The following is a 6,958-nucleotide window of genomic DNA, read 5'->3' on the forward strand; positions in this document are numbered from 1 at the left end:
CCGGCCCCCGCGTCCGGGCGGAGCCGGAACCTGGCCCCGGCCTCAGGTCCGGGCGGAGCCGGAACCCGGGCCCCACCCGGTGCGGGCCTCGGACGGCCCGGGCGGTTCTCGGTGCCGTGCGCGGAAGCCACGGGGTCCCTGGACGGCGTGGGCGATGGGGCAGCAGGTAGGGGAAGAGGCGGGTCGCGGTCGTATCCTGGGGGCGTTTCCGACTATCGAAAGCAGCCGGCCATGCGCGTGTACGTCCCCCTGACCCTGCCCGGGCTCGCCGAGGCGCACCAGGCGGGTGAGCTGGGCCCGGCTCCGCTGCGGGCGTACGCCGTCACGCCCGGACTGCGCGAGTGGTACGTCTCGGACGACATCGAGGAGCTGGAGTACGCCGCCCTGACCAGGGCCGCCGCCGCCTCGCTGCGGATGATCGCCGAGGACGGGGCCGCGCCCCGCAAGCGGGTCGTGGTGGCCCTCGACGTGGACGACAAGGCCGCAACCGCCACCCCCGGCGTCGACGAGGCCACGCTCGGCCAGGTGGCCCTCGCCGGGGCCGTACGGCTCTCCGTGGCGGCCGCGGTGCACGTGGACGCCGAAGAGGCCCTGGAGGACGTGAGCGCCGCCGTGGCGGCCGTCCCGGCCGCGGACGGGGGCGACGAGGACGCGCGCTTCACCGTCGACGGAGCCGAGGACCACGAGCTGCTGTGGTTCGGGGTCCAGGAGATTCCGGGGCTGCTGAAGTGAGTGCGGCACCCGAGAACCCGGCACCCGAGAACCCGGCACCCGAGGGCACCCCGCTGGTGGTCCCGACGCCCGAGGGCCCCGCGCTCGCGGTGCCGGCGCCCGTGGCCGTCGCGCCCGAGGGCCCGGCGGCACCGGTCCCCGCGCCCGTGGCCCCGCACATCGTCTGGGACTGGAACGGCACGCTGCTCCACGACATCGACGCCGTGATAGCCGCCACCAACGCCTCCTTCGCGGAGCTCGGCCTCGCGCCGATCACGCTGGAGCGCTACCGCGAGCTGTACGTCGTACCGGTGCCGAAGTTCTACGAGCGCCTCATGGGCCGGCTCCCCACGGACGCCGAGTGGCTGGTCATGGACGAGGCCTTCCACCGGCACTACTGGGTGGCCGCCGAGGACGCCGGGCTCGCCGAAGGGGCCCGCGAGCTCCTGCGGGACTGGCAGCAGGACGGGCTCACGCAGTCCCTGCTGTCCCTCGCGCCCCACGACAAGCTGGTGCCGCTCGTCCGGGCGCACGGGATCGACACGCACTTCCTGCGCGTCGACGGGCGTACCGGGCCCTCCCACACCAGCAAGGCCGGACATCTCGTACGTCATTTGGCGGCCCTGGACGGGACGGGAGTGACGGCCGGCCGTACGGTCCTCATCGGAGACGCCGTGGACGACGCGCTTGCCGCCGCGCACGTGGGCGCGCGGGCCGTCCTCTACACGGGCGGGTCGCACAGCCGCGGCAGTCTGGAATCAGCCGGTGTCCCCGTCGTGGACAGCCTGGCGGAGGCCGTACGCACTGCTCGCGAGCTGGCCGGATAGCGACCGGCGCATGAGCGGAGAGCGACCGCGCACCGGCCTGGCACGCATGGCCGGGCCAGACCCTATCCAGAGTGTCAAAGTTACCCCCCCTCTTTTGTACACATACAGCTCATGACGAGCCGGGGGTGGAGCGAGATAGCCTGGTACCCGTGATCAGCGCGATAGTTCTCGGAGGCACTGAAGCCTCCGTCCGGCGCCCGGCGCACCACCGTGCCCGGGCCGTCGCTGATCCCCGCTCCCGGGACATCCTGCCGATCATGGCCGATTTCCTCCCGGTGGGCTCTCTCGACGGCATAGCGTCGATCCCGAACGGACACCGAAACCCCGCCTCGCGGTGCTATGCCATTCCTTCCTTCACCTACGTCACGCAATGGCGCGCGACAGGAGCCAGAGGACATGCAGACCAAGCTGGACGAAGCAAAGGCCGAGCTGCTCGCGCGGGCGGCACGGGTAGCTGAGAACAGCCCGGCCGGGGGGCTACTTCCGACTGGGTCCGAGCAGGGGGAGCGTCCCGACCGGGACACGACTCTCGCCTACCTCCAGCGCTACTACCTGCACACCGCCCCGGAGGACCTGCTCGACCGGGACCCGGTCGACGTGTTCGGGGGCGCGCTCTCGCACTACCGGCTCGCGGAGAACCGTCCGCAGGGCACGGCGAGCGTGCGGGTGCACACGCCCACGGTGGAGGAGAACGGCTGGACCTCCAGCCACTCCGTCGTCGAGGTGGTCACCGACGACATGCCGTTCCTCGTGGACTCGGTGACGAACGAGCTGTCCCGCCACGGGCGCGGCATCCACGTCGTGATCCACCCGCAGGTCGTCGTCCGCCGCGACGTCACCGGCAAGCTGATCGAGATCCTCGGCCCCGACTGCGACGCGCACGGTCCCCGCACCGCGCGCCCCCACGACTCCCTCGTCGAGTCCTGGATCCACGTCGAGATCGACCGCGAGACCGACAAGGCCGACCTCAAGCAGATCACCGCCGATCTGCAGCGCGTCCTGTCCGACGTACGCGAGTCCGTCGAGGACTGGGAGAAGATGCGCGACGCGGCGCTGCGCATCGCGCAGGAGCTCCCCGAGGAGCCCACCGCCCCGGACCTGCGCGAGTACGAGCTCGAAGAGGCCCGCGAGCTGCTGCGCTGGCTCGCCGACGACCACTTCACCTTCCTCGGCTACCGCGAGTACAACCTCGTCGACGGCGACGCCCTGGCCGCCGTGCCCGGCACCGGCCTCGGCATTCTGCGCTCCGACCCGCTGCACCACGGCCAGGACGAGGCGCACCCCGTCTCGCCGTCCTTCAACCGGCTGCCGGCCGACGCCCGCGCCAAGGCCCGCGAGCACCGCCTGCTGGTGCTGACCAAGGCCAACAGCCGCTCCACCGTGCACCGCCCCTCGTACCTCGACTACGTCGGCGTCAAGAAGTTCGACGCCGAGGGCAACGTCGTCGGCGAGCGCCGCTTCCTCGGCCTGTTCTCCTCCGCCGCGTACACCGAGTCGGTGCGCCGGGTCCCGGTCATCCGCCGCAAGGTCGCCGAGGTCCTCGAAGGCGCCGGCTTCGCCCCGTCCAGCCACGACGGCCGCGACCTGCTCCAGATCCTGGAGACCTACCCGCGCGACGAGCTGTTCCAGACCCCGGTCGACCAGCTCCAGGCCATCGCCACCTCCGTCCTGTACCTCCAGGAGCGCCGCCGGCTGCGGCTGTACCTGCGCCAGGACGAGTACGGGCGCTACTACTCCGCGCTGGTCTACCTGCCGCGCGACCGCTACACCACCGGCGTGCGGCTGCGGCTGATCGCGATCCTGCAGGAGGAGCTCGACGGCATCAGCGTCGACTTCACCGCCTGGAACACCGAGTCGATCCTCTCCCGCATCCACTTCGTCGTCCGCGTCCCGCAGGGCACCGAGCTGCCCGTGCTGACCGACGCCGACGTCGAGCGGATCGAGGGCCGACTGGTCGAGGCCGCCCGCTCCTGGGCCGACGGCTTCGGCGAGGCCCTGGTCGCCGAGCTGGGCGAGGAGCGCGCCGCCGAGCTGCTGCGCAAGTACGGGACCTCCTTCCCCGAGGGCTACAAGGCCGACCACTCGCCGCGCGCGGCCGTGGCCGACCTGTGCCACCTGGAACGGCTGTCCGCCAGCGACCGCGAGTTCGCGCTGTCGCTGTACGAGCCGGTCGGCGCCGGCCCCGGCGAGCGCCGGTTCAAGATCTACAAGGCGGGCGAGCAGGTCTCCCTGTCCGCCGTCCTGCCGGTCCTGCAGCGCCTGGGCGTCGAGGTCACCGACGAGCGGCCGTACGAGCTGCGGTGCAGCGACCGCACCAACGCGTGGATCTACGACTTCGGTCTGCGGATGCCGGTCTCCGCCAACGGCGACAGCGCCGCCGGCTACCTCGGCGACGACGCCCGCGAGCGGTTCCAGGAGGCCTTCTCGGCGGTCTGGCAGGGCGAAGCCGAGAACGACAACTTCAACACCCTGGTGCTGAGCGCCGGGCTGACCTGGCGGCAGGCCGTCGTCCTGCGCGCGTACGCCAAGTACCTGCGCCAGGCCGGTGCCACCTTCAGCCAGGACTACATGGAGGACACCCTCCGCAACAACGTCCACACCACCCGGCTGCTGATCTCGCTCTTCGAGGCGCGGATGTCGCCCGGCCGCCAGTCGGCGGGCAGCGAGCTCGTCGACGCGATGCTGGAGGAGCTGGACGGGGCCCTGGACCAGGTCGCCTCGCTGGACGAGGACCGGATCCTGCGCTCCTTCCTCACCCTCATCAAGGCGACGCTGCGCACGAACTTCTTCCAGCTCAACTCCGCGGGCGAGCAGCACTCCTACGTGTCGATGAAGTTCGACCCGCAGGCCATCCCCGACCTGCCGGCGCCGCGTCCGGCCTTCGAGATCTGGGTCTACTCCCCGCGCGTCGAGGGCGTCCACCTGCGCTTCGGCAAGGTCGCCCGCGGCGGCCTGCGCTGGTCCGACCGCCGCGAGGACTTCCGTACGGAGATCCTCGGCCTGGTCAAGGCGCAGATGGTCAAGAACACCGTCATCGTGCCCGTGGGCGCCAAGGGCGGATTCGTCGCCAAGAACCTCCCCGACCCGTCGGTGGACCGGGACGCCTGGCTCGCCGAGGGCATCGCCTCGTACAAGATCTTCATCTCGGCGCTGCTCGACATCACCGACAACATGGTCGGCGGCGAGGTCGTGCGGCCCAAGGGCGTGGTCCGCCACGACGAGGACGACACCTACCTCGTCGTCGCCGCCGACAAGGGCACCGCGACCTTCTCCGACATCGCCAACGGGGTCGCGGAGTCCTACGGGTTCTGGCTGGGCGACGCCTTCGCCTCCGGCGGCTCGGCCGGCTACGACCACAAGGGCATGGGCATCACCGCCCGCGGCGCCTGGGAGTCCGTCAAGCGGCACTTCCGCGAGCTCGGGCACGACACCCAGACGCAGGACTTCACCGTCGTCGGCGTCGGCGACATGTCCGGCGACGTCTTCGGCAACGGCATGCTGCTCTCCGAGCACATCCGCCTGGTGGCGGCCTTCGACCACCGGCACATCTTCATCGACCCGAACCCGGACGCGGCGACCTCCTACGCCGAGCGCCGGCGCCTGTTCGACCTGCCGCGCTCCTCGTGGGCGGACTACGACGCCTCGCTGCTGTCGCAGGGCGGCGGGATCCACCCGCGCAGCGCGAAGGCCATCCCGATCAACGCGCAGGTCCGCGCGGCCCTCGGGATCGAGGCGGGCGTCTCCAAGATGACCCCCGCCGAGCTGATGCAGGCCATCCTCAAGGCCCCCGTGGACCTGCTGTGGAACGGCGGCATCGGTACGTACGTCAAGGCGACGGCCGAGACGCACGCCGACGTCGGCGACAAGGCCAACGACGCCATCCGCGTCAACGGCTCCGACGTGTGGGCCAAGGTCATCGGCGAGGGCGGCAACCTGGGCCTGACCCAGCTCGGCCGCATCGAGTTCGCGCGCAGCGGCGCCGGCGGCGAGGGCGGCAAGGTCAACACCGACGCCATCGACAACAGCGCGGGCGTGGACACCTCCGACCACGAGGTGAACATCAAGATCCTGCTGAACTGGGTGGTCGCCGACGGGGACCTGACCGTCAAGCAGCGCAACAAGTTCCTCGCCGAGATGACCGACGAGGTCGGCCGGCTGGTGCTGCGCAACAACTACGCCCAGAACGTGGCGCTGTCCAACGGCGCCGCCCAGGCCCCCAGCCTGCTCCACGCCCAGCAGCGCTTCATGCGCCGCCTGGGCCGTGACGGCCTGCTGGACCGGGCGCTGGAGTTCCTGCCCAACGACCGGCAGCTCCGCGAGCTGCTGAACACCGGCAAGGGTCTGACCCAGCCGGAGCTGGCCGTCCTGTTCGCCTACACCAAGATCACGGTGGCGGACGAGCTCATCCACACCGAGCTGCCGGACGACCCGTACCTCGATCGCCTGCTGCACGCCTACTTCCCGGGCGCGCTGCTCGCGAAGTTCCCCGAGCAGGTCGACGGGCACGCGCTGCGCCGCGAGATCATCACCACGGTGCTGGTCAACGACACCGTCAACAGCGGTGGCTCGACCTTCCTGCACCGCCTGCGCGAGGAGACCGGAGCCTCCCTGGAGGAGATCGTCCGGGCGCAGCTCGCGGCCCGCGAGATCTTCGGCCTGGCCGATGTGTGGGACGCGGTCGAGGCCCTCGACAACGAGGTCGCCGCCGACGTCCAGACCCGGATCCGGCTGCACTCGCGTCGCCTGGTCGAGCGCGGTACGCGCTGGCTGCTGAACAACCGGCCGCAGCCGCTCCAGATCACCGAGACCATCGAGCTCTTCGCCGAGCGGGTCGCGCGGGTCTGGTCGGACGTGCCGAAGCTGGTGCGCGGCGCGGACCTGGAGTGGTACGAGGCGGTCATGGCCGAGCTGATCGGCGAGGGCGTGCCGGAGGAGCTGGCGGCCAAGGTGGCCGGGTTCTCCTCGGCCTTCCCGACGCTGGACATCGTCGCGATCGCCGACCGCACGGGCGTCGAGCCGCTGGCCGTCGCCGAGGTGTACTACGACCTCGCCGACCGGCTCGACATCACCCAGCTGATGGACCGGATCATCGAGCTGCCGAGGGCCGACCGCTGGCAGTCGATGGCCCGCGCGTCCATCCGCGAGGACCTGTTCTCGGCGCACGCGGCGCTGACCGCGGACGTGCTGGCGGTCGGGAACGGGACCTCGACTCCCGAGGAGCGCTTCAAGGCGTGGGAGGAGAAGAACGCGGCGATCATCGGGCGTGCGCGGACGACTCTGGACGAGATCCAGGGGTCGGACGACTTCGATCTGGCGAACCTGTCCGTCGCCATGCGGACGATGCGGTCGCTGCTCCGGGCGCACGCGTAGCCCTGCGGGGCTTGCACACGAACGGGCCGGGCCCGGAACCTCCTTGGGGG

At 71.3% G+C, this 6,958-nt stretch carries 3 protein-coding genes; all 3 read left to right on the forward strand.

The features are described from left to right. The first annotated feature begins 231 nt into the window (after positions 1 to 231). The 3 genes from ACFVX6_RS35520 to ACFVX6_RS35530 all read left to right on the forward strand — a co-directional run bounded on the left by ACFVX6_RS35520 (position 232) and on the right by ACFVX6_RS35530 (position 6,908). Positions 232 to 732: a DUF6912 family protein gene (locus tag ACFVX6_RS35520; RefSeq protein WP_389698601.1), complete on the forward strand. Its 501-nt coding sequence runs from the start codon at positions 232 to 234 to the stop codon at positions 730 to 732. 146 nt (positions 733 to 878) lie between these two features. Continuing rightward, positions 879 to 1,538, forward strand: a complete 660-nt coding sequence (locus tag ACFVX6_RS35525; RefSeq protein WP_389698607.1) for an HAD family hydrolase — start codon at positions 879 to 881, stop codon at positions 1,536 to 1,538. A gap of 396 nt (positions 1,539 to 1,934) precedes the next feature. Then, positions 1,935 to 6,908 carry an NAD-glutamate dehydrogenase gene (locus ACFVX6_RS35530; protein WP_389698603.1) on the forward strand — a complete coding sequence of 1,658 codons (4,974 nt, stop codon included), beginning with the start codon at positions 1,935 to 1,937 and terminating at the stop codon, positions 6,906 to 6,908. The last annotated feature ends 50 nt before the right edge of the window (positions 6,909 to 6,958 follow it).

Source organism: Streptomyces sp. NPDC058289 (genome assembly GCF_042880975.1).
GTDB classification, from domain to species: domain Bacteria; phylum Actinomycetota; class Actinomycetes; order Streptomycetales; family Streptomycetaceae; genus Streptomyces; species Streptomyces stoeckheimensis.

Coding starts and splice junctions, on each gene's coding strand:
- ACFVX6_RS35520 (WP_389698601.1), top strand. CDS start 232: ATGCGCGTGTACGTCCCCCTGACCCTGCCCGGGCTCGCCGAGGCGCAC.
- ACFVX6_RS35530 (WP_389698603.1), top strand. CDS start 1,935: ATGCAGACCAAGCTGGACGAAGCAAAGGCCGAGCTGCTCGCGCGGGCG.